Genomic DNA, 22,301 nt, shown 5'->3' with positions numbered 1-22,301 from the left:
CAGAGTCGTGATCACAACTCGTTGGCTGTAAAGTTATACAATGTAACTTTGATTGTACAAGTAAATTATTAAGCAAAAAATGCTAATGATTAACAATCAGCATTTTAGGTAAATTATTTGCCGTTAATCTGTACAGGGAAATGTGTACAAGTTGAAAAATCGGCGCGTGAGCAGCACGATTCACAGCAGATTAAGCAAACAGGTGAAGTTTCGCGGTGAGTTTACGGACCTTCTTCTTGTCCCCGACGATAGCCACGCCCAGCAGACGCCATTCCGCTGCCGGTTGTGTCTTCATGGCGGCAGTAAAGGCGCCATAGTCTGTCGTCGACTGACCTTCTTCCGGAAACACCACAATATCGCATTCCGCCTGCTCAGCCTGCGGCCATAATGCGCTGAGCTGCTGTGCATCAGCGGCTAGCACGGGGATGCCTACCGGAATCAGGCCGGGAAAGCGCCGGGTGGCGGCATCCTCAAGGGCTTCGCCTGCAAGGGAAGGGTGCCGCTGACCCACGGTCAGGGCGATAACGGCTGCGGCATTGGTTGCTTTGCCAGCGGGTAACGCGCTGTTCAATATCATTACACATCGTGGTTGTGTCATTTTCATCTCCTGAGGCAAAAAGCCATTGTGGCAAGGCTCAGCTCAGGCGTCTGGAAGATTTGTGCACAGTTGCTGGTAACGCGCGGGCGTCAGTTGGCAGGCGCGTTTGAACCAGCGCCCCAGATGGCTCTGGTCGGCGAAACCCAGCTCGGCTGCAACCTGTGCGGGCGATTCACCGATGGCCAGCCGACGGCGCGCCTGGCTCAGGCGCCACTGCACTAACCAGGCGTGCGGCGGCAGGCCCCATTATTTTTGAAACAGCCGGGAGAGGCGGAACCGATCGACGTTGAGCGCCTGCGCCAGCTCGGCAATGCCGGGATTTTCCGCATGATAAGCCATCAACCAGTCGCGCGCCTGATGCGCCAGCGACGGTGCTGTCTCTGCCCGGGCGCCGCGCAAGACGGGAGAATAACGGAGTTGCTGGAATAAGCGATCCAGCGCTGCATCTTTAATGAGCTGGGGATGATCGTGCCAGAAAGCGTCAAACGCGTGCCAGACCGCCCAGGAGAGTTGACCATCGTCTTTCAGCGTGCTGGCAAAGCGTAGCTCTCCGCAGGGGAGTCCATCAAGACAGGCTGGCGCAAGCTGCTGATGTAGCTGGTGAGGCGAAAGATACAGCATACGGTAGGTAAAACCCTGGGCATCAACGGCATCGCCGTCATGCAGTTCTTCAGGTTCTAACATAAAGACGGTGCCGGGGCGGCTGTGATGACGCTGACGTCGGGAATGGAACTGCTGTACGCCTTGCTCAGTCACGCCAATTAAATAGCTGTCATGCCAGTGAGGATCGTAGGCATGACCGGTAAAATGCGCCCGCAGAGATTCAATACCGCTGTTTGGGTCGCGACGCAAATCCACCCAGCTGTCTGTTGAGTCTTTCACACGCATTTTACTCCACGAAACTTTTACGACAGTATCAACCTGGACATTCTGCCGCGATTATCCAGTATTTAACAGAGCAGACACTTTTCATTCGCAATTTGCTTTGCGTATAATAACTTATTCAACTAATTAGAACTCTAATCATTAGGTTGCTATTTAAATGTCATCTACCCGTACCTTTACGCACTTGCTCCATCTTACTGCTCATGCCTGGCGTCTGGCCGTCGATCGTCATTTGAAAGACAGTGGCTTAAGTACCAGCAGTTGGATGGCGATTGGGCTTATTGCCAGCGAACCTCAGCGGCTTACGCAAACGGAACTGGCGCAACGGATGGGGCTGGAGGATGCCAGTATGGTGCCGCTGGTGGATCGTCTGGTGAAGCAGGATTTACTGACGCGCGTGCAGCCAGCCGAAGATCGCCGCAAACGTCACCTGGTGCTGACCGAAAAAGGGAATGACGCGTTCGCCAACGTTAAAACCCACGCGGATGCCTTACGTGCTGAGCTGCTGGCTGATATCGATCCTCAGGAGCTCGCGGTGGTTGAGCGAATTTTAGAGACACTGCTGACCCGAATGGGAACGATGTAATTATGGCCCGGCGCAATCCCTACGCTGCGCGTGAATGGTTGCCACATGAAAAACCTATGCTGCCGGGGTCGCCTTCGACGCCGCTGCACTCAACGCCTAAACGCATTGCGTTTGGGCTGATTGGCCTGCTGATCTCCCTGACCGGTGCACTGAGCAACGCGCTGGTCAGTGCGAACCTCACGAATCTGCAAGGAACCTTTGCCGCTTACTCCAATGAAATCGCCTGGCTACCGGCGGTATATGTGATGGGGAATATCTCCATCAACCTGCTGCTGGTGAAATTTCGTCAGCAGTTTGGACTGCGGGTTTTCACCGAAGCCTTTCTGGTGCTTTATGTCTTAGTCGCCTTTTTCCATCTCTTTGCCAACGATCTCAGTTCGGCGATTATCGTACGCACCGCCCATGGCATGGTGGGCGCTGCCCTGAGCTCGCTGGGGATCTATTATCAGGTGCAGGCGTGGCCGGCGAAACATCGCCTGAAGGCCCTGGTTATTGGCCTGACCGTTTCGCAGTTGGCGATTCCGCTGGCCCGACTCTTTTCCAGCGAGTTGCTCCAGCTTGAGGAGTGGCGCGGGCTTTATCTGTTTGAACTGGGGTTAGCGCTGATTGCGTTGGGCGCGGTGTTGGTGGTTAAGCTGCCGCCGGGCGATCGTATTAAGGCGTTTGAGAAGATGGATTTTGTCACCTTTATGCTGCTGGCACCGGGCATGGCACTGCTGTGCGGCGTACTGTCACTCGGCCGAATTGAATGGTGGTTTAGCACGCCCTGGCTCGGCGTTTGTGCTGCGCTGGCGCTGGTGCTGATCGTCACGGCTTTCGTGATTGAACATAACCGCCGCAATCCGCTGATCAATACGCGCTGGCTCAGCAACGGGATGATCGTGCGTCTGGGCATCGTGATGATCATGATTCGTATCGTGCTGGCGGAGCAGAATACCGGTGCGATAGGTTTTTTGCAGCAGATTGGCCTACAAAACGATCAACTGCACGGCTTAGCCTGGGCGATCATCGCCGGGGTGATTGCCGGCATTGCAGCCAGTGCGCTAACCATTAAGCCAACGCATCTCAACTGGCCGATTGTGGTGTCACTCATCGTGATGATCATCGCCTCACTGATGGACGCGCAATCCAGCCCGGTTACCCGCGCGAACAACATGTACTTAAGCCAGTTTTTACTGGGATTCGGCAGCGCCTTTTTTATGGCGCCCGCCATGTTGATGGGCATTGGTAGCGTGGTAACCCAGCCGAAAAATCTGGTCAGTTTTGTGGTGTTGTTTGGCATGAGCCAAAATCTGGGCGGCTTAATCGGCTCGGCGATTCTGGGCACCTTTCAAACCTGGCGTGAAAAATATCACTCCAGTCTTCTTGGCGATCAATTATCGTTACTGGATCCCAACGTCAGTGAACGGCTTAGCCAATATGGCGCCCTGTTTACCAGTCAGATCAGCGACAGCGCCCTGCTTAGTGCACAAAGCACCAGCCAGCTTCAGTCAGTCGCAACCTTGCAGGCCAACGTACTGGCCTATAACGATACCTATCTGCTGACGGCGGCTCTGGCGCTGATTACCCTGATGTGGGTGCTGTGGCGCTTAACGCGTCGGCGCTATCTCGACTGGCGACAGGCCACCTTCAATCTGGCAGAGCAGCGTCAGCTTGCCGCCGCACAAGAACGAACGGAGCAACAATGAGTCAACAGGATGAACTTCAGGCAGCAGAGCGCGATCGGGCCAACCGCCGTCGTATTCTCTCGATTGCCTTAGGCAGCGGTATTGTGGTGACAGGCGTGCTGGTTATTCTGTATGCTTGGCAGCTTTGGCCTTTCACCAGTTCCGTTCAGAGCACGGAAAATGCTTATGTCCGCGGGCAGGTCACGTTTATCAGCCCGCAGGTAAATGGTTATCTGACCCAGGTGGATGTGGTTGACCTGCAGCCGGTTAAAAAAGGTCAGTTACTGATGACCATTGACGATCGTATCTATCGTCAGCGCGTGCACCAGGCGCAGGCGCAGCTGGCCATGAAGCAGGCTGCACTCAATAATAATCAGCAGCAGCGCCTCAGCGCGCAGGCCACGATTCAGAGTAATAAAGCGGCGCTGGAAAACGCCAAAGCCCAGGCGGTGAAAAGCGGTCTGGATCTAAAACGTGTTGAAAATCTGGCCGCAGACGGTTCGCTCTCGATGCGCGAACGCGATGCGGCGCGCGCGGCGAATGCGCAGGGGCTGGCTCAGCTGCATCAGGCGGAAGCGCAGGTTGCGGTGGCCCAGCAAAACTTGCAAACGGTCATTGTTAACCGTGCCTCGCTTGAAGGGGACGTGGCCAGTGCAAAGGCCGCTCTGGAACTGGCGGAAATCGATCTGGCCAACACGCGCATTACCTCACCTGACGAAGGGCAACTCGGACAGCTATCCGTGCGTAAAGGCGCCTACGTGACGGCCGGTACGCGCCTGACGTCGGTGGTGCCCAACCATAAGTGGATTATCGCGAACTACAAAGAAACGCAGCTGGCGCATATTCGTCCGGGGCTGCCGGTAACGATTCGTGTGGATGCACTGGACGGTAAAACCTTCCAGGGTCGCGTTGAATATCTTTCACCTGCTGCAGGTTCAGAATTCAGTGCCATATCGCCGGACAATGCGACCGGCAACTTCGTTAAAATCGCTCAGCGTATTCCGGTACGTATTGATGTGGCGCCAGAGGTCCAGCAACAGCTGCGTCCCGGGATGTCGGTTGAGGTCAGCATTGACACGGCCGCACACGTGGACGGAGAGGGAGAGAAAACGCCATGAAGGGCTTGCGTATAGCCGCTGCCCTGCTGGCGGTCGTGCTGGCAGGGTGCAGCACCCAGGTCGACAAAGCCCCGTCCGCCTTGCCCATTCCCCCACAGTGGCGCGATCGGGTAGGGCCTTCTGCGCCACCGGAAGCCGCATGGTGGCAGGCCTTCGGCGACGCCGATCTGAATCGCCTGGTGGATCAGGCGTTGCGTAATAATCCGGATATCCTGATCGCCCGTTCACGGGTTGATCAGTATCGGGCCCAGCTACGTGCAACGGAAGGGGACAATTTTCCGACGCTCAGCGGCGGCGTCGCGGCGACGCGTCAGCGCGCATTATCCGCGGCGACGGGTCAGCCTAATGACACCTCGGTTTTTCAGGGACAGCTACAGGCCAGCTACAATGTGGATTTGTGGGGCGCGCGCAGCCGTTCGATCGATGCGGCGCAGGCGACGCTGGAGGCACAGCAGGCCGCCGCCTCGGCAGCCGAGCTGACCATCGCCAGTTCGGTGGCATCCGGTTATATGACGCTGTGCGCGCTGGATGAGCAACTGCGCGTTACCGAGGCTACGCTGGCAACGCGGCACAACTCGCTCAAACTGGCGCAGCGCCAGTTCGAAACGGGATATACCTCCCGGCTGGAGTGGATGCAGGCTTCATCTGAGTATCAGTCCGCTAAAGCTCAGGTTCCGCAACTCCAGCATCAAATTGCGCAACAGGAAAATGCGCTCAGCATCTTGGTAGGGATGAATCCACGTGAAATCGCACGCCATCGGGCGTTCACGGCTATCATGCCGCAGGTTATGCCGGGCGTACTGCCGTCTGCACTGCTGAATCGTCGTCCTGATATCGTGCAGGCACAGCGTCAACTGCTGGCCGCCGATGCCACGCTGGCGTCATCCAAAGCGAAGCTGCTGCCGGGAATTAACCTCACTGCCTCAGGCACGCTTCAGAGTTCCGTGTTGCATCAGCTGGTGGACGATCCTTTCCGCCTGTGGAGCGTCGGCGGCAGTATTCTGGCCCCCTTACTCAATCGTGAAGCGTTAACCGCGCAGGTGGATGTCTCCATGGCTTCGCGTAATCAGGCTTTGTACAGCTATGAGAAAGTGGTGCGAAACGCCTTTTCAGAGGTGAATAATGCACTGGATGCGATTCGCCAGGGCGAGGCGCAACAGGAAGCGCTTCGTCAACAGGAACAGTTTGTCGCCGACGCGTTGCGCATCGCGACCGAACGCTACCAAAACGGTTATGCCTCTTATCTGGACGAGCTGGATGCACAGCGCACCCTGTTTGCGACTCAACTGAACCTGGTGACGGTCAAAAATAATCTACTGCAGGCGCAAATTGAGCTGTATCGCGCGCTGGGCGGCGGCTGGTCTGCCGGGAAATAGCGCCGCACTAGCCGGTATGGCAGGGGCTGAAGGGCGGCACATTCCGGTCGTGCCGCTCCATCAGGGCGGGTTTGTAAAATAACGGATTCCTGAATAAGATTGCTCTACACTGTAGCCCGCAAATGCACCTTTGAGCCACGCGTTAACCAGGAAGAGCATGCTTTTACCCAGCCCACCAGAAGAGCACGATGAACCTGTGGTTCAGCCCCTTGCCGATGCTCACTTTGCGATTGTGGTGCTGGCAGTAACCTCGGTCACGCTGATTATTTTCGTTTTGATCGTCACGCTTTGGATGAGTTAGTGTTTATCAACCGGACCTGAAAGGAGTGAGGGATGGAATCGAGAGATGATAAACTGATTGCGATTATTGGCCTGCTGACCGCTTGCCTGATCGGTGTCACTTTCTTGTTTGTGGTGACGTGGCTAAACGACAGCCGCCTTGCCTCGCCGCCGGAGCGCCTTGATACGCAAACCTGTTATCCCAAACCGCCCTCGCGTCAGCTCTGATCGCGCTTAGTGAACTTTATCTGCTGACTGCGCAGCACCAGTGCCAGGTCCTCATGCACGGTGCGGTTGCCATTGGGATCGGCGAGGCCCAGCAGTGACCCTGGAGAACGCCTGTCGTCTGCCCATGCCGGGTACTCCACCACGGGATAGAGCGAAATGCCCTCCATCGCAATGCCCTGATCCAGGGCAACGGCAACGTTTTCACTGACCTCCTGTAGCCAGGGCGCGCGAGCTTCGCCTTCGGCACCGGTTTCGGCTATCAGCATGGGACGTTGGTAACGCTGCCAGTATTGCGCCAGCAAAATATGGAGCGGGGCGCGTACCGGGTCGTCTCTGTCCATTGGCCGATCGGGGAAGAACCAGTGGTTATCCGGATAGTAGTTCAGGCCCAGAATATCCAGAAAATCTTCGTGCCCGCCCAGTTCTTTATCGACACGTCCGGCTAACATATCCCAGGCTTCAAACTGCGCCTGATGCTGTGCATCAGCCCCGGGTTTACTGTCGGGGTTATCGGGATGATGGGCAATCTGCACCAAAGGATCGGTCAGCACAAAACGGGCGTCGGGTATCACCTCACGAATTGCCTTCATGGCAGCCAGAGAAGCACGAACCAGTTGCCGCTTAAGCTCTTTACCACGCTGACTGGCATGGGGATTAAACCAGGCCACGTCGGCACCTGCCCAGGACCAGAATGAGATCTGGTTTACGGGCGTGAAAAAAGCCTGCTGAATGCCCTGATCGCGGATAATGCGCGCCATTTCCCGGGCATAACGTTCGAAGTGGTCGACGAACCCGGCTTTCCAGACAGAAATATGATCGGGATAGCCAAAGTGGGCCAGTTCCCAGATGATCTGCAACTGGTTATCCCGTGCCGCTTCGACCATTGGCAGGAAACTGCTCCAGTCGTACTGGTTAGGCGTTTTTTCAATCAGGTGCCAGCGTGCACCATCCCGCGCGGTCAACAGATGCAGATCGACCAGTGCCGCATAGTCTTTTTTAAGCAGCATATCGTGCCCGCTGCTGATCACCATATCCAGCCGTTTGCCCGGCGTGCGGCAGGCGGTGGAACAGGGGAAGCTGCCCTGAAAAAAGCTCTGAAACAGGCGGGGATGATGGCGTAAACGGTCGTCAGTTAAGGGCGATTGACTCATATTCCTCTCCTGCCGGGCAAATGACAGTCACAGATCGTTCGACTAAGTCTAGACTAAAAAACGGTGCCATCAGCATGGCTGATGTGCAACCGGCGCTGGCATACTCTGGCGCCCGGAGGAATAATAATAAATGACAGTATGATTCAGGGAATATCCATGACCGAAGCGTTTGATTTGCCCCAGAGCCCATCACGGCAGAGCTGGCTTGAAGAGCGGCTGGTTCCGCTTTGTTTGCACCATCCGGGGTTGAGCGGCATTCATCCACTCAGTGACGGGCTGGATGCTTTTGCCGCACGTTACCTGCTGATGGAGAAAGCCGCGAAGACGCTGGATATACAATACTATATCTGGCAAAACGATATGTCGGGCAGGTTGCTGTTCAGTGCCATGTTGGAGGCCGCCAATCGCGGGGTGATCGTACGGCTGCTGCTGGACGATAACAATACGCCAGGGCTGGATGATACGCTGGCGCAGCTGAATCACCATCCCAACATTACCGTCAGGCTGTTCAATCCGTTCTCCTTTCGTACCCTGCGCGCGCTGGGCTATCTCACCGACTTCGCCCGCCTCAACCGGCGGATGCATAATAAGAGCTTCACGGCGGATGGCGTCACGACGGTAGTCGGTGGACGTAACATTGGCGACGAATATTTTGGTACGGGCAACGAACCCCTGTTTGCCGATCTCGACGTGCTGGCTATCGGCTCGGTGGTTAACGAAGTGGCCGAAGATTTTGAACGCTACTGGAACAGTAAACCCGTTTCGCCGCTAAGCGAGGTGCTGGATCAGCCGATGTCGGCGCATCCGGATGTGGTGTTACCGCCGGAGTGGCGTGAAAGCGAGACCGTACAGCATTATCTTCAGCGCCTGAATAAGTCCTCGCTGATCGATCAACTGACTCAGGACGATCTGCCTTTTGTCTGGGCCAAAACGCGCCTGTTGAGTGACGATCCGCGCAAGGGCCTGGGAAAAGCCCGACGCAAGTCACTTCTGCCTCAGCGTATGATGGAAGTGATCGGTGCGCCTCAGCATCAGTTCGACATCATTTCCGCTTACTTTGTGCCGACCCGCGCGGGCGTTGCCCAACTGCTGGCGATGAAGCGCAAAGGGGTGAAGATCGCGGTGTTAACGAACTCGCTGGCGGCAAACGATGTGTCCATTGTGCATGCGGGCTATGCAAAATGGCGGAAAAAACTGTTGCGGCACGGCATTTCGCTTTTCGAATTAAAACCCCAGGCCGGCCTGAATGATACGCCGCACGATCGCGGCTTGACCGGTAATTCAGGCTCAAGTTTGCACGCGAAAACCTTTTCAGTGGATGAAAAAATCCTGTTTATCGGCTCATTTAACTTCGATCCACGCTCGGCGGTGCTCAACACCGAAATGGGGCTGGTCATTGAAAGTGAAAAACTGGCCGCCGAAACCCATCAGCGTTTTAGCGACTCGATGCGCGATCGGGCCTGGACGTTGCGGCTGGACAAGTGGGGAAGAGTAAACTGGCTGGAGTATCCCGGCGAGGCGCAGCAAGTTGTTCACAAGCATGAACCCGGCTGTAGCTGGTGGCAGCGTCTGCAGGTTCGACTGGTGTGGCGATTACCTATTGAGTGGCTGCTTTGAAGCAAGGCGATCGGCAGCGATCGCCTTATCATTAGCGCTTCTGCGGCTTACCGGAAAACAGAAAACGCAGAAGAGGAATACGCAGGTGCAACTCATACAACGTGAATGACACGCCAAATACCATGACCAGACCCAGCAGGAAGCCCAGCGTATTGTTATGCAGTACAGGCGTCACATAAATGCCGTACAGCAGCGTCAGGGGATGGTGCACCAGATAAATAAACAGCGAGGCGTTAACCAGATACATAATGCCTGGCGAATGTGAGTTAAGCAGTTTATGTCCCAGACTGTAACAGACGTTCAGCATGCAAAGTCCCATCATGCTGGTGATTAACGCGTCCAGCTCATACAACCAGCCTTCACCACTGCTTGTGCGTTGATTGACAATATATGCCACCAGCAGCAGCACTGCGCCAATGAACAGCACGGGATTCACTCGCACGAACAGCTGTTTCAGCGCCTGATGTTTCCAACTGAGTGCGCCCAGCATAAAAAAGGGCAGGTAGAACAGGGACTGCATCACCACGAAATTAAACAGCGCATCGCTTAAAAGGGTTGGATTCGTGTAAAAGACAACACGTCGAAAAGCGCCCCACATCAGGCCCCAGATCAACAGGCCAAGCGCCAGTTTCCCCCAGCCCACGCGTTGATAATCAATGTTACGCTTTTGATCCCGCAACCAGCGGAACGTGATCATGCCGAGTGTGGTAAGAATTAACAGCACCAGTAAAAACCACAGGTGGGAGATCAGCTCCCACATCAGGTTGTTGAATTTGGCGTAGGGCGGCAGGGCGCTCCAGTCCGCGTATTTGCTTGTCCATGCCTTCAGCATAAAGAACTGTGGCAGCGTAATTAAGGGCACCGCCGTCAGCATCGGAATGCCGACCCGCTCCAGACGAACTTTCAGAAAGCGTCGGGGCTGATAGCGCAGATAGAGCATGTAAGAGAAGTAGCCGGAGATGACAAAAAACACCTGCATGCGGAACGCATGAATAAAATCATTCAGGGTCGTAAGCCATAACGAAGCGTCGCTGCTGTTGACGGCCCATTTCTGCGACGAATAGATCAGGGAAACGTGAAACGGCACGCCCAATAACATCAAACAGGCCCGGATCGAGTCGAGAAAATACTCACGCTCAGTTTTTGTTGTACTCATAAAGTTCCAGTTCGTTAGTACGTTTTTAGCCGGTTTCGCCCTGAAACCGTATTATGTCGGAAGGAAATTCTAGCTGCAGATAACAGAGTATACTATCAGTTGAATCTCAGTTGAGCCCGTAACGTTTAATTGTCCTAAAATCACCCCTCGAGCAGAGGATTATCGGGAACATTGTTGTGCATGTGCTGTCGGAAAGCCGAATTATCCATTAAGATAAGCGGGTTTGTATTAAGCACACGAAAGGGGGGGATGTGCTGACTAAAGAAAAAAATAATGTTGGGCTGACGAAAATGCGCTGGATTGGCGCGGCAGTCCTGCTGGCTTTGTATGCCAACAACAGTTGGGCGTTTAATTTTGATGATGTGGCAAAACAAGCCAAAGATCTGTCCGGAAAAAGCTTCGAAGCGCCAAAAAGCAATTTACCCTCTCAATTTCGTGATATGAAATTTGCTGACTACCAGCAGATTCAGTTCAACCACGATAAAGCGTATTGGGGCAAACTGCGTACGCCGTTCAAACTCGAATTCTACCATCAGGGGATGTACTTTGATCTGCCGGTGAAAATTAACGAGATCACCGCCAATACCGTTCGCGAAATCAAATACAGTCCTGATTATTTCAACTTCGGCAATGTGAAACACGATGCCGATGCGGTGAAAAACCTCGGCTTTGCGGGTTTTAAAGTGCTGTATCCGTTGAACAGCAAGAACAAGAAAGATGACGAAATCGCCAGCTTCCTCGGTGCCAGCTATTTCCGCGTGATCGGTGCCGGTCAGGTTTATGGCCTGTCTGCCCGTGGTCTGGCTATCGACACCGCGCTGCCATCAGGCGAAGAGTTCCCGCGTTTTAAAGAGTTCTGGATTGAACGACCCAAACCGCAGGACAAACAGCTGGTGATCTACGCACTGCTGGATTCTCCACGCGCGACCGGTGCTTATCGCTTTACCATCCATCCAGGCCAGGAATCCACGGTTGATGTGCAGACCAAAGTCTATTTACGCGACAACGTAGGTAAACTGGGTATTGCACCGTTAACCAGCATGTTCCTGTTTGGTCGCAATCAGCCGTCGCCAGTGTCTAATTTCCGTCCTGAACTGCATGATTCAGACGGTCTGTCGATTCACAGCGGCAACGGTGAGTGGATTTGGCGTCCGCTGAATAACCCGCGTCACCTGGCCGTCAGCACCTATACCATTGAAAATCCAAAAGGCTTCGGGCTGTTACAGCGCGGACGTGATTTCAATAACTATCAGGACCTGGATGACCGTTACGACCTGCGTCCAAGCGGCTGGGTTGAGCCAATCGGCGACTGGGGTAAAGGACGCGTTGAGCTGGTTGAGATTCCTACCGCAGATGAGACGAACGATAACATCGTGACGTTCTGGACACCGGAAAACCTGCCGGAACCGGGTAAAGCGATGGATTTCAAATACCGTCTGCACTTTGGCCGTAATGAAAACAAACTGCATTCTGACGATGTTGCCTGGGTGAAAGATACGCTGCGTTCAGCGGGCGATGTGAAGCAGTCGAATTTAGTCCGTCAACCGGATGGCACTGTTGCCTTCACCATCGATTTCGTCGGCAAAGACATGAGTGAAATGCCTGCCGACAGTCAGGTTGCGCCGCAGGTCAGCGTAGGCAAGAACGCCGAAGTGGTCGAACAAAGCGTTCGCTACAATCCGGTCACCAAAGGCTGGCGTCTGGTATTGCGTCTGCGCGTGAAAGATAACAAGCAGGCGACAGAGATGCGTGCAGCGCTGGTCAGCGGTGACAAGACATTGACGGAAACCTGGAGCTATCAGTTACCTGCCAATGAATAATTTGACTTTTACACCTCAACGCTATGTAGAAGCCCTGCCGCTGGATGCGGCAGGAAAAACGCGTCTGGCCGCTTCGTTGCAAAATGCGCAGACGTTTCACCAGTTACACGAATCGCTGGGCCAGGATGTGGCTGCCAGCGATCGCCCTGAGGATGCACCTTTAAAATCGGTGTCGTCGCGAGTGGAAATGGCCTGGCCCGATTCACTTGCCGGGGGACAGCAGCTAGGCAAGGACTATCTTGATCGCACCACGTTAAAGGCGATGCCAAAAGTGAAGCGTTCATTGATGTTCCCGGAAGCCTGGCGCACTAACCCGCTGGCTCGCGCCTGGGACTCGCTACGGGGACACAAGTCTGTTCCCCGTTATGCTTCGGCCGAAGAGCAGCGCGCGGAAGAGAAGTGGCGCCACGTGGGGTCCATTCGTCGTTATATTCTGTTGATCCTCACGATTATGCAGACCGTGGTGGCGACGTGGTACATGAAAACCATTTTGCCTTACCAGGGCTGGACGCTGCTGGATCCCATGGACATGATCAACCAGAACTGGCAGCAGTCTGTTATGCAGATTCTGCCTTATGTGTTGCAGACCGGGATTCTGTTCCTGTTTGCGATCCTGTTCTGCTGGGTGTCGGCGGGTTTCTGGACGGCGTTGATGGGCTTCCTGCAACTGCTGATTGGTCGGGATAAATACAGCATTTCCTATTCTACCGTCGGCGATGAACCCCTTAATCCTGCGCACCGTACCGCGCTGATCATGCCGATCTGTAATGAAGATGTAGGACGCGTTTTTGCTGGTTTACGGGCGACCTGGGAATCAGTGGTGCGTACCGGAAATGCTGAGCACTTTGATGTTTACATCCTGAGTGACAGTTACGATGCCGATATCGCTATCGCTGAGCAGAAAGCCTGGATGGAGCTGGTACGTGACGTCGGTGGCGCGGGCAAGATATTCTATCGCCGTCGTCGTCGCCGTGTGAAGCGTAAAAGCGGCAACATCGATGACTTTTGCCGTCGCTGGGGCAGCAACTATAGCTACATGGTGGTGCTGGACGCCGACAGCGTCATGAGCGGTGAATGTCTGACGGGCCTGGTGCGCATGATGGATGCTAACCCTAATGCCGGTATCATCCAGTCTTCGCCAAAAGCCTCGGGCATGGACACGCTTTATGCGCGTTGTCAGCAGTTTGCGACCCGCGTTTACGGCCCGTTGTTTACCGCCGGTCTGCACTTCTGGCAGTTGGGTGAGTCGCACTACTGGGGCCATAACGCCATCATTCGTGTGAAGCCGTTTATCGAGCACTGCGCACTGGCACCGCTGCCGGGTGAAGGCTCGTTTGCCGGTTCCATCCTGTCGCATGACTTCGTGGAAGCGGCACTGATGCGCCGTGCTGGCTGGGGCGTATGGATCGCCTATGATTTGCCGGGTTCCTATGAGGAGCTCCCGCCAAACCTGCTGGACGAACTTAAGCGCGATCGCCGCTGGTGTCACGGTAACCTGATGAACTTTCGCCTGTTTCTGGTGAAAGGGATGCACCCGGTGCACCGTGCCGTCTTCCTGACGGGCGTGATGTCTTATCTGTCGGCACCGCTGTGGTTCCTGTTCCTGGCACTGTCCACCGCGTTACAGGTGGTGCATACGCTCATGGAGCCCACTTACTTCCTGCAGCCAAGGCAGCTGTTCCCGGTCTGGCCCCAGTGGCGTCCTGAACTGGCGATTGCGCTGTTCTCGACCACGCTGGTGCTGCTGTTCCTGCCGAAACTGCTCAGCGTCGTGCTGATCTGGTGTAAGGGGGCGAAACCCTACGGCGGTGCGCTACGTCTGTTCGTCTCGCTGCTGCTGGAGATGCTGTTCTCGGTGCTGCTGGCACCGGTGCGTATGCTGTTCCACACCGTATTTGTGGTAAGCGCGTTCCTGGGCTGGGAAGTGGTCTGGAACTCACCGCAGCGTGACGATGATGCCACACCCTGGAGCGAAGCCTTCAAGCGTCACGGTTCGCAGATGGCCCTGGGCATTGTCTGGGCTGCCGGGATGGGGTGGCTGGATCTCAACTTCCTGTGGTGGCTGGCGCCAATCGTGTTCTCGCTTATTCTGTCGCCGTTTGTATCGGTGATGTCGAGCCGCTCTGGCCTCGGCATCAAGAGTAAGAAAGCGAAGCTGTTCCTGATCCCGGAAGAGTACGATCCGCCGAAAGAGCTGGTGGATACCGATCGCTATGTGGAACTCAACCGTCAGCGCGTGCTGAAAAATGGCTTTATGCATGCGCTGTTCCATCCTGCGTTTAACGCCCTGGCGACCGCGCTTGCGACCTCACGCCACAAGCAGAGTCAGTTACTTGATCATGCGCGCGATCGCCGCGTCGATCAGGCACTGAGCGATGCGCCGGAAAAACTGAATCGAGAGCAGCGCTTGCAGCTGATCAGCGATCCGGTGGTGCTGGCGCGTGTACATACTCGCCTGTGGGAAAGTGGTGAAAAGTATCATCAGTGGGTAGAGAGCTATCAAAAAATGCCTCTCAACCCCGATGCCTTACCGCATCAGGCGTAGCAACGAAGAAAGCGGCAGAAATGCCGCTTTTTTTACGCCCGTCGCCGGTTACAGACGGCAACATTATTTTGCACTTTGCACGAATGGGGATGGCAACCCGGCTCAACTCATGATTAAAATAGCGCCTGTTTAACCTGAGTCGCTATTGTGAATACATTCGCTAAAGTCATCCTGTTATCCCTCGCCGTCGTTACGCTGAGCGGCTGTGGCAGTATCATCAGCCGCACCGTGCCCGGGCAGGGACACGGTAATCAGTTTTACCCCGGCGTAAAGTGGGATATCCGTGATGGCGCATGGCGGGTTATCACCATTCTCGACCTGCCGCTGTCACTGGTGGTCGACACGCTGCTGATTCCGGTAGATGCCAGCCATGGACCTTATGAGTAACTGCGGTCAGAGTCGCTGTTATCGTCTTCCCATTCCTGCGCCGCGGCTTTACCTTCTTCGCTGTCCAGCGGAGGTTCAAGTTGAAACTCACCGTCATCCCACTCGTGCAGCGTATTTTCTGCTAACCACTCCTGACGCAGTTCAATCTCATCAAAATCGCCGTCAAAGATAGCCTGAGCGGCTTCATTGCTGCGCACAGGCAAACACTCGCCCGAATCCCCTTCGTCTTCGAAGAACTCTGCCTGCCACATGATGTCACCGTCCTGCATCACATATTTTTGCAGGCCAAACTGGTTGATGGCCGCATCGTCTTGCTCAATATCCGGATGGCTGGCGAGAAACTCTTCACGCGCAGCATCAATCGCTTCTTCCAGTGTAGTGAACATACTCATGCTTCTCTCCTTGCCTGATTAACGTGATTTCAGTGAAGAATAGACGAAAATCTCAGGAGGGAAAGTCGGGCCACTTTAGCGGACGAACGTTCTGCACATACAGCCAGTCCTGAATCGCATCCGTTAGCTGCTATAGCTGAACACCTGCTGGCCATATCGGCAGGCTACAACAGGTCAATACCAAACCTTTTCAGAAAACCTGCCCACAGCATGAACAGGACGATCGTGATCAGGCAACTCAGCCCCAGCGTGAGCCAGAAGCCGGTACGTTGGTACAAAAACGGGAAGAGTATAAACATCGGCAGGGTCGGTACCACATACCAGAAAGTATACCAGGCATGAGCGGCGATCTTCGTCTGGCTCTGTCCTTCAAGTTTCATCCAGATCAACACCAGGATGGTGACAAGCGGCAGGGCGGCCAGGAGCCCACCCAGGCGATCGCTACGTTTAGCCGCTTCAGAAATAATCACCACCATCAGGGCAGTTATCGCATATTTAGAGATAAGCCAGAGCATAGATTTTTCCGTTGTTGAGCCGCTCAGCGGCGCTATCGCCAGCCTGATCACTGGGCTTCAGGCAGTAACGATCGCGAATATTATCACGATCGTTACTGCGGGATCGTTCTCCCGTTGCAGCGCCGGTTCGCGGCTACGCATCGGTTACTTCTGCGCGCTCTTTGCCAGGCTAAATCCAATACCGGCAGCCAGCAGGAGTAACAGCACAGCCGCGCTGACCAGCGCCACGCTGTGAGAGGTGATAAAGGCCGCTTTTGCTGCCTGAATCGTTGCCCCGGCGAGTGCAGGCTCCAGCGTCTGTGCCACTTTAATGGCCTCACCGATGGAGGATGAGGCTTTTTCTGCAAGCCCAGGGTCCAGTGCCGACGGCAGCACAATCGAAGCGGTAAAGCTACGGGTCAGCAGCAGACCAAAGAGGGCAATGCCCAGTCCGGCACCCAGCTCATAGGACATGGTTTCAATGGCGCCGGCTGCGGCGGCTTTTTCTTTTGGCGTAGCCGCCATAATGGCAGAGGTCGACGCCAGCAGGGCACTGGATGCGCTAAAGCCCAGCAGCACCATCAGGCTCCAGGCCTGCCACTGCTGGGTACTGAAGTCCAGCATCGACAGCCCCAGAAAACTGATACCGCTGAATCCCATGCCGCCAACTGCGACCGGCCTCAGACCCAGCTTGCCGACCAGGATCCCTGCGATGGGGCCGCTGAAGCCGCTGGCAATCATGACCGGCAACATAAATTTTCCGGCTTCGAAGGGCGTAAAGCCATGAACAAACTGCAGCTCCTGCGCCATAAGCAGTTCAAACCCCACCAGCGCGATCATCGCGGTCAGGGCCATCACCACACCACTTAAAATTATGCGATGGCAAAACAGCTGCAAATCGATCATCGGCTGTTCCGCTCGCCGTTGAAGACGGATAAACAAGGCAAGCATCGTGGCGCCTGCGATCAGGGCTGCCGTGACCTGCGACGGCGATACATCACCCTTGAGCGCCGTTTTGGCGCTGTAGACCAACAGCAGTATGGCGGCGATCAACAGCAGCGCATGGGGCAGATTCAGTTTTTGCTCCGGTCGCCCCGGCTGTCCTGGAATCAGCCAGACGGCGAGCGCAACCATCACAACGACAAGCGGAACGTTAATGAAAAAAATCGCCCCCCAGTCATAATGTTCCAGTACGGCACCGCCAAGCAGCGGGCCAAACGCGGCGCCTCCGGAACCGACGGCGGCCCAGACGCCCAGCGCAATATTGCGATCGCGCGCTTCAACAAACAGTGTCCGGATCCCGGCAAGCGTTGCCGGGATGATCATGGCCGCCCCGATAGCCAGTGACGCGCGGGTTGCTATCAGCCACGCAGCCGAAGGGGCCAGCGCCGCCGCCAGCGATGACAGGCCAAACAGCAGGCTACCCGTTATCAGCAGGCGTTTAAATCCGATACGATCGCCCAGTGCACCCATAGGTAACACCATACCGGCCATGACCAGTGAGTAGATATCAATGATCCACAGCCGCTGGTTGCCACTGGCGTTTAGCGTCATGCTCAGCGTCGGTACGGCAACATGCAGCACCGTGGCATCGATTGCGACCGGGATATACAGCATGACGATAATCACCAACGCGACCCACTGACGAAGCATTACGATCCCTTTGAAATAAAGTTGAACACATGTCCAAGACGGATCCTACTTAATGTTGAACGCTTGTCCAGCTTTTTGTTAGACTCGTCGCTTTACCGTTTCAGGTAGGTTGAGATGAACTATTTAAGTCGCGATGAGCGCCGGGAAGGCATACTGCAGGCCGCAATGACCGTTGCCCTTCAGGAAGGCTATGCGGCCATGACGGTAAGACGTATCGCCGCAGAGGCGCAGGTTGCCGTCGGTCAGGTGCATCATCACTTCTCGGGTATTGGCGAGCTTAAGTCCCAGGCGTTTATTCGCCTGAGCCGAAGAATACTGGACACCGAAACCGTAACGGAAAACGCCAGCTGGCGTGAGCGACTCTTCTCCATGCTGGGTAGCGATGATGGCCGGTTTGAGCCCTACATTCGGTTGTGGCGCGAAGCCCAGATCCTGGCAGGACGCGATGCAGAAATGCGCGGCGCCTATATCGTTGCAATGGAGATGTGGCAGCAGGAAACCGTCGCCGTCATCAAGGCGGGGGAGGAAGCCGGTGAGTTCAGGCTACTTGATAAAGCGGACAATATTGCCTGGCGGCTAATTAGTCTGGTCTGTGGGCTCGACGGGCTTTGCATACTCAATATGCCAGGGCTGGACATCGCCGCCTCGGATAATCATATTCATCGCCTGATTACGTTGGAACTGTTCAGTCCGTTATCGCCCGGCAGCCGCTGCTCGCAGTAAGCGCGAACAGCGGCTGAGCAGCGGACCTAATAGCGTGAAGGCTCACCTTCTGGCCGGGTTTTGAAACGGCGGTGCAGCCACATGTACTGTTCAGGGGCGATGAGCACGCCTTCTTCAACCACCTTGTTCATGCGCAGAGCCGTGTCTTCGTCGCTGGTCAGGGGAAAATTCGCGCTGACGTCAGGCAGAATAATCAGTTCGTAGCCGCGTCCTTCGGGCAGGCGACGTGGAACAAAGGGGATGACGGCGGGTTTACCGGTGCGGATCAGCATATGCGTACCCACGGTTGTTGCCGCCTTTTCCACGCCAAAGAAGGGCACAAATACGCTGCTGCGCGGGCCATAATCATGGTCGGGCGCGTACCAGATGATATCGCCGCGCTTTAACGCCCGAATCATGCCTTTGAGATCTTTACGATCTAACATCCCTTTGTTTGAGCGCATACGACCGCGCGTCTGCAGCCAGTCGATTAATTTATTGTCGTTAGGCCGGTAGACGCCAATGCCGGGATTATGGATGCCAAACATGCGAGCACCGATCTCCAGCGTTAAGAAATGCATGCCAATTAACAGTACGCCGCGCTGGCTATCATGGGCCTGCTGAATATGTTCCAGACCAGAAGGTTTGTGCCATTTGTGGATGCGCCAGTCGGGCCAGAACCAGGCCATGCCGGTTTCAATCAGCCCCATCCCTACCGATTCAAAGTTATGCTTAATCATGGCTTCGCGATCGACTTCCGGCATCTCGGGAAAGCTGAGCTCCAGATTACGGCGCGCAATGGCCACGCGTCGCTTCATGAAGCGCATACCAAGGCGACCAATACGGCAACCAAGTGCATAGAGTAGTGGATAGGGCAGCAATACCAGGATATACAACAGAATTATGCCCAGCCAGGTTAACCAATAGCGGGGATGCAAAAGCGCGCGTGAAAATTGGGGCAATTGGGTCATCTTAAATATTATTATCCTGCGTCGTGCACCAGCGGTGCTGTTTTTCGTCAGTTGCGGTTATTGTGCCATTTTTTTCCCACTGCTGAAATGTTACAGCATTTCGCAGGTTGTTGTCGGGAGCAAAAAGAGAAGTATGAATACCCGGACCGGCGAAAATGTACAGGTTAAACTATCAATTTTTCTTATACGCTTCGCATTTTTTTCAATTCAGGTATCATGTGCGCGCTAAATTTCTTCTATTGATAACAGGAACGAACACCATGCCAGTGTTACACAACCTTGTTTCCAATAAAGAGCTGAAGGCGCGCATGCTGGCGGAAACCGAGCCGCGCACCACAGTCTCTTTTTACAAGTATTTCACTATTGCCGATCCAAAAGCGTTTCGCGACGAACTCTATCTCGGGTTAACCGCATTGAAGGTGTTTGGGCGTATTTACGTTGCGCACGAAGGCATCAACGCCCAACTGAGCGTGCCCGCCAGCCAGTACGAGGCGATGAAGGCCTATTTATACGGTTTTGATCCGGCGTTAAATCATCTGCGTATGAATATCGCGCTCGACGACGATGGCAAATCGTTTTGGGTATTGCGTCTGAAAGTACGTGACCGCATTGTCGCGGACGGCATCGACGATGAAACTTTTGATGCCAGCAACGTCGGCAACTATCTGAAAGCGGCGGAAGTGAACGCTATGCTTGACGATCCCGATGCGGTATTCGTGGATATGCGAAATCATTACGAGTATGAAGTCGGGCGCTTTGATAATGCGCTTGAGGTGCCTGCCGATACGTTCCGTGACCAGTTGCCGATGGCGGTGGACATGCTGAAGGATAAGAAGGATAAAAAAATCGTCATGTACTGCACCGGGGGGATTCGCTGTGAAAAAGCCAGCGCCTGGATGCGCCATAACGGGTTCGAAGATGTTTATCACGTCGAAGGCGGCATTATTGAGTATGCACGCCGCGCACGGGAACAAAATCTTCCGGTGCGTTTCAAAGGCAAGAACTTTGTTTTTGATGAACGCATGGGCGAGCGTATTTCGGATGATGTGTTATCCCACTGCCACCAGTGCGGGACGCCGTGTGATACCCACGTAAACTGCGTTAATGACGGCTGTCACCTGCTGTTTATCCAGTGTGAACGTTGTGCCGAAAAGTACGAGCACTGCTGTAGCCCGCTCTGTCAGGAGGAAGCCCGCCTGTCACCCGAAGAGCAACGCGCTCGCCGGGCAGGACGTGAGAATGGCAATAAAATTTTCAACAAGTCGCGTGGCTTGCTGAATATGACCATTCCTGCGCCAACCCGCAAATAGCCGGAGCCGCCTGAAGCCTGGCTTCAGGCGGCTTAAGATTACTGACGTACGCCTTCTACTGAGATGATTAACTCAACGTTCTGAGAGGCTGGCCCAAGATCCTGAGTAATATTAAAGTCTTTCAGCGCAATCTCGCCTTCCGCTTCAAAACCGGCACGATAGCCGCCCCACGGATCCTTACCTTCACCCATCATTTTGGCTTCCAGCGTCACAGGTTTGGTCACGCCATTCAGCGTTAAATCTCCTGTAACGGCCAGTTTATCGCCGTCTTTCTTCACCGAGGTTGATTTAAAGGTCGCAGTGGGATGTTTGGCCACATTCAGGAATTCAGGACCGCGAATATGCTTGTCACGCTCGGCATGGTTGGTGTCCACGCTGTTGGTGTTGATGGTCACATCCACTTTATCGGCTGAAGGATTACTGGCATCGAAGCTGAACGAACCGTCGAAATCTTTAAAGGTGCCGTACAGCCAGCTGTAGCCTAAGTGCTTGATACGAAACTGTACAAAGGCGTGCTGGCCCTCTTTATCAATTTTGTAATCAGCGGCACTGGCGGTCAGGGAACCCAGCAGCAGGCCGGCACCTGTGATGGCCACAAGCGTTTTTTTGAACATATTATTTTTCCTTTTCAGAGGGTGAACGGATGCCCAGACCCAGCATCCTTTTCAGGGTGATATCGCGATCGATAAAGTGGTGCTTTAGTGCGGCCAGGCCATGTAACACCGACAGGATCACGATGCTCCAGGCCAGCCATAAATGAATATCTCCCGCTAAATCTGCCTGTTCGCCCGCGCCGGTCAGTACAGCAGGCAGAGAGAACCAGCCAAACACCGAAACCGGTTTGCCGTCGGCGGTAGAGATTAAATAGCCACTGAAGAGGATGGCGATCAGCAGGCCATAGAGTAATCCGTGCGCCACGACAGCCGTGATGCGCACAAGAGGGGAATAACTGCTCAGGGGTTTAGGCGGCGGCGAAACCACGCGCCATATCAGGCGAATAATCAGGGCCAGCATCAGAATGACCCCGATGCTCTTATGAATCTCTGGCGCATTGTGATACCAGGTATCGTAATAGCTCAGCCCAACCATCCATAATCCCAGGGCGAACATGGCATAGATAACCAATGCCATTGACCAGTGTAGGAAAATGGAGAGCCATCCATAACGACCGGGTGAATTTCTTAGCAACATTTTTGCAGCGGTATCTTAAGAATATGTAGAAATAAGAATCTACAGAATGAAACACAAAAGCAATAATGCTTACTTTTCTATAAATATCTCCTGTACTAATGAAATCGGCTCGCGTAGCGGTGCGCGTAAGCACAATATTATTGAACAAGGCTGTTTTACGCGGGCGCTGAGACGT

General features: G+C 54.6%; 21 protein-coding genes and 1 pseudogene. 12 read left to right on the top strand and 10 right to left on the bottom strand.

Translation table 11 applies throughout. The features are described 5' to 3' along the window. Positions 1 to 190 precede the first annotated feature (190 nt). Positions 191 to 598 carry a DUF2000 domain-containing protein gene (locus tag AAIE03_RS10590; protein ID WP_024470946.1) on the bottom strand — a complete coding sequence of 136 codons (408 nt, stop codon included), beginning with the start codon at positions 596 to 598 and terminating at the stop codon, positions 191 to 193. A gap of 42 nt (positions 599 to 640) precedes the next feature. After that, positions 641 to 1,486, bottom strand: a pseudogene (locus AAIE03_RS10585) (AraC family transcriptional regulator). A gap of 154 nt (positions 1,487 to 1,640) precedes the next feature. On the opposite strand from AAIE03_RS10585, the gene AAIE03_RS10580 reads away from it, so the two are divergent. The 6 genes from AAIE03_RS10580 (at position 1,641) to AAIE03_RS10555 (ending at position 6,737) form a co-directional block, all read left to right on the top strand. After that, complete coding sequence (locus AAIE03_RS10580; protein WP_013025313.1) at positions 1,641 to 2,069, top strand: MarR family winged helix-turn-helix transcriptional regulator; 429 nt, start codon at positions 1,641 to 1,643, stop codon at positions 2,067 to 2,069. Between the two features lie 2 nt (positions 2,070 to 2,071). Then, on the top strand, positions 2,072 to 3,757 hold the full coding sequence (locus AAIE03_RS10575) for an MFS transporter (RefSeq protein WP_014606155.1): 1,686 nt from the start codon (positions 2,072 to 2,074) through the stop codon (positions 3,755 to 3,757). Beyond that, positions 3,754 to 4,854: an HlyD family secretion protein gene (locus AAIE03_RS10570; RefSeq protein WP_014593401.1), complete on the top strand. Its 1,101-nt coding sequence runs from the start codon at positions 3,754 to 3,756 to the stop codon at positions 4,852 to 4,854. The genes AAIE03_RS10575 and AAIE03_RS10570 overlap by 4 nt, the downstream gene beginning before the upstream one ends. Then, positions 4,851 to 6,230, top strand: a complete 1,380-nt coding sequence (locus tag AAIE03_RS10565; protein ID WP_013025316.1) for an efflux transporter outer membrane subunit — start codon at positions 4,851 to 4,853, stop codon at positions 6,228 to 6,230. The genes AAIE03_RS10570 and AAIE03_RS10565 overlap by 4 nt, the downstream gene beginning before the upstream one ends. A gap of 157 nt (positions 6,231 to 6,387) precedes the next feature. Next, complete coding sequence (locus AAIE03_RS10560; RefSeq protein WP_014606152.1) at positions 6,388 to 6,531, top strand: hypothetical protein; 144 nt, start codon at positions 6,388 to 6,390, stop codon at positions 6,529 to 6,531. Positions 6,532 to 6,563: 32 nt separating this feature from the next. Next, positions 6,564 to 6,737: a hypothetical protein gene (locus tag AAIE03_RS10555; protein WP_014606151.1), complete on the top strand. Its 174-nt coding sequence runs from the start codon at positions 6,564 to 6,566 to the stop codon at positions 6,735 to 6,737. Here AAIE03_RS10555 and AAIE03_RS10550 read toward each other — a convergent pair. Further along, positions 6,728 to 7,888 carry a glycoside hydrolase family 1 protein gene (locus AAIE03_RS10550; protein WP_014593402.1) on the bottom strand — a complete coding sequence of 387 codons (1,161 nt, stop codon included), beginning with the start codon at positions 7,886 to 7,888 and terminating at the stop codon, positions 6,728 to 6,730. The genes AAIE03_RS10555 and AAIE03_RS10550 overlap by 10 nt on opposite strands. Positions 7,889 to 8,044: 156 nt before the next feature. Between AAIE03_RS10550 and AAIE03_RS10545 the strand changes: the two genes are divergently transcribed. Then, positions 8,045 to 9,505 (top strand): phospholipase D family protein, encoded by a 1,461-nt coding sequence (locus AAIE03_RS10545; RefSeq protein WP_019105718.1) that lies wholly within the window; start codon positions 8,045 to 8,047, stop codon positions 9,503 to 9,505. A gap of 31 nt (positions 9,506 to 9,536) precedes the next feature. Here the strand turns inward: AAIE03_RS10545 and mdoC are convergent, their stop codons facing one another. Next, positions 9,537 to 10,661: a glucans biosynthesis protein MdoC gene (gene mdoC, locus AAIE03_RS10540; RefSeq protein WP_019105717.1), complete on the bottom strand. Its 1,125-nt coding sequence runs from the start codon at positions 10,659 to 10,661 to the stop codon at positions 9,537 to 9,539. A gap of 281 nt (positions 10,662 to 10,942) precedes the next feature. On the opposite strand from mdoC, the gene AAIE03_RS10535 reads away from it, so the two are divergent. From AAIE03_RS10535 to AAIE03_RS10525, 3 genes are all read left to right on the top strand, one after another. After that, positions 10,943 to 12,481 (top strand): glucan biosynthesis protein G, encoded by a 1,539-nt coding sequence (locus AAIE03_RS10535; protein ID WP_041457564.1) that lies wholly within the window; start codon positions 10,943 to 10,945, stop codon positions 12,479 to 12,481. After that, positions 12,474 to 15,026 carry a glucans biosynthesis glucosyltransferase MdoH gene (gene mdoH / locus AAIE03_RS10530; protein ID WP_013025323.1) on the top strand — a complete coding sequence of 851 codons (2,553 nt, stop codon included), beginning with the start codon at positions 12,474 to 12,476 and terminating at the stop codon, positions 15,024 to 15,026. The genes AAIE03_RS10535 and mdoH overlap by 8 nt, the downstream gene beginning before the upstream one ends. A gap of 147 nt (positions 15,027 to 15,173) precedes the next feature. Continuing rightward, positions 15,174 to 15,413, top strand: a complete 240-nt coding sequence (locus tag AAIE03_RS10525) for a YceK/YidQ family lipoprotein (RefSeq protein ID WP_013025324.1) — start codon at positions 15,174 to 15,176, stop codon at positions 15,411 to 15,413. Here AAIE03_RS10525 and AAIE03_RS10520 read toward each other — a convergent pair. The 3 genes from AAIE03_RS10520 to AAIE03_RS10510 all read right to left on the bottom strand — a co-directional run bounded on the left by AAIE03_RS10520 (position 15,404) and on the right by AAIE03_RS10510 (position 17,952). Further along, a complete protein-coding gene (locus AAIE03_RS10520; protein WP_013025325.1) occupies positions 15,404 to 15,805 on the bottom strand; it encodes a MysB family protein in 402 nt (133 codons plus the stop codon). The two genes, AAIE03_RS10525 and AAIE03_RS10520, sit on opposite strands and share 10 nt — an antisense overlap. Before the next feature lie 164 nt (positions 15,806 to 15,969). Beyond that, entirely contained in the window at positions 15,970 to 16,320 is a 351-nt protein-coding gene (locus AAIE03_RS10515) for a DUF3147 family protein (RefSeq protein ID WP_013025326.1), read from the bottom strand. 144 nt (positions 16,321 to 16,464) lie between these two features. Beyond that, positions 16,465 to 17,952, bottom strand: a complete 1,488-nt coding sequence (locus tag AAIE03_RS10510; protein ID WP_498563000.1) for an MFS transporter — start codon at positions 17,950 to 17,952, stop codon at positions 16,465 to 16,467. 114 nt (positions 17,953 to 18,066) lie between these two features. Here AAIE03_RS10510 and AAIE03_RS10505 point away from each other — a divergent pair, with 114 nt between their 5' ends. Further along, positions 18,067 to 18,675 (top strand): TetR family transcriptional regulator, encoded by a 609-nt coding sequence (locus AAIE03_RS10505; protein ID WP_028715004.1) that lies wholly within the window; start codon positions 18,067 to 18,069, stop codon positions 18,673 to 18,675. A gap of 26 nt (positions 18,676 to 18,701) precedes the next feature. Here AAIE03_RS10505 and AAIE03_RS10500 read toward each other — a convergent pair whose 3' ends face one another. Next, positions 18,702 to 19,625 (bottom strand): Kdo(2)-lipid IV(A) acyltransferase, encoded by a 924-nt coding sequence (locus AAIE03_RS10500; RefSeq protein ID WP_013025329.1) that lies wholly within the window; start codon positions 19,623 to 19,625, stop codon positions 18,702 to 18,704. A 260-nt stretch (positions 19,626 to 19,885) separates the two neighbouring features. Here AAIE03_RS10500 and trhO point away from each other — a divergent pair, with 260 nt between their 5' ends. After that, positions 19,886 to 20,935: an oxygen-dependent tRNA uridine(34) hydroxylase TrhO gene (gene trhO / locus AAIE03_RS10495; RefSeq protein ID WP_019105715.1), complete on the top strand. Its 1,050-nt coding sequence runs from the start codon at positions 19,886 to 19,888 to the stop codon at positions 20,933 to 20,935. A 38-nt stretch (positions 20,936 to 20,973) separates the two neighbouring features. On the opposite strand, the gene AAIE03_RS10490 is transcribed toward trhO, so the two are convergent. Continuing rightward, on the bottom strand, positions 20,974 to 21,549 hold the full coding sequence (locus tag AAIE03_RS10490; protein WP_498562999.1) for a YceI family protein: 576 nt from the start codon (positions 21,547 to 21,549) through the stop codon (positions 20,974 to 20,976). Position 21,550: 1 nt separating this feature from the next. Next, positions 21,551 to 22,126 carry a cytochrome b gene (locus AAIE03_RS10485; RefSeq protein ID WP_014593409.1) on the bottom strand — a complete coding sequence of 192 codons (576 nt, stop codon included), beginning with the start codon at positions 22,124 to 22,126 and terminating at the stop codon, positions 21,551 to 21,553. Positions 22,127 to 22,301: the final 175 nt, after the last annotated feature.

The sequence above is a fragment of the Pantoea sp. Ae19-2 genome, from assembly GCF_059801205.1.
The sequence above is the reverse complement of the archived record's forward strand: the minus strand, read 5'-3'. Positions and strand labels throughout refer to the sequence as shown.